This window comes from Bacillus sp. MBGLi79, from assembly GCF_002953915.1.
In genome coordinates this window covers 4,719,910-4,720,367 of sequence record NZ_CP026521.1, presented here as the reverse complement: position 1 = coordinate 4,720,367, position 458 = coordinate 4,719,910, and the positions used below count along the sequence as shown (strand labels likewise).

The window sequence follows — 458 nt, the reverse complement described above, 5'->3', positions numbered from 1 at the left end:
AATTTCTTAGTTTATAAGGTGTAAATATCGAATTTACATAAATGGGTAATACGTTGACGATAAAATCTCTTCAATATATAATTTGGAAATAAAATATAGGAGGATAGCATGGATGTTTAGAAAACCAAGAGTCTTAATAACGGCGGTTGTCTTAGCTATAAGCAGTTTGGCTGCAACAACTGTATACGCTCAATCCGGTTACTTTAACACGTATACAACTTATACACCTTTATCAAAATCAGGGTATTTTACTGCGATGCAGGGAATGTGTGTGGATCGCAACAATAATGCTATTTATGCAGCAAAACTGAACAGTGCAACTCAAAAAACTCAATTATTCTCTATTAAAATGAGCAGTACATCGAGTAATAGAACTGTTACACTACTTAAAAATTCAGACACAAATAGTACTAATTATGATTTAGGTCACGCTAATGATTTAGCTAAAGGTGTATAAG

1 protein-coding gene is annotated in these 458 nt (G+C 32.5%); it reads left to right on the top strand.

The features are described 5' to 3' along the window. The first annotated feature begins 112 nt into the window (after nucleotides 1–112). Nucleotides 113–457 (top strand): hypothetical protein, encoded by a 345-nt coding sequence (locus C1T29_RS24045; RefSeq protein WP_231516525.1) that lies wholly within the window; start codon nucleotides 113–115, stop codon nucleotides 455–457. The last annotated feature ends 1 nt before the right edge of the window (nucleotide 458 follow it).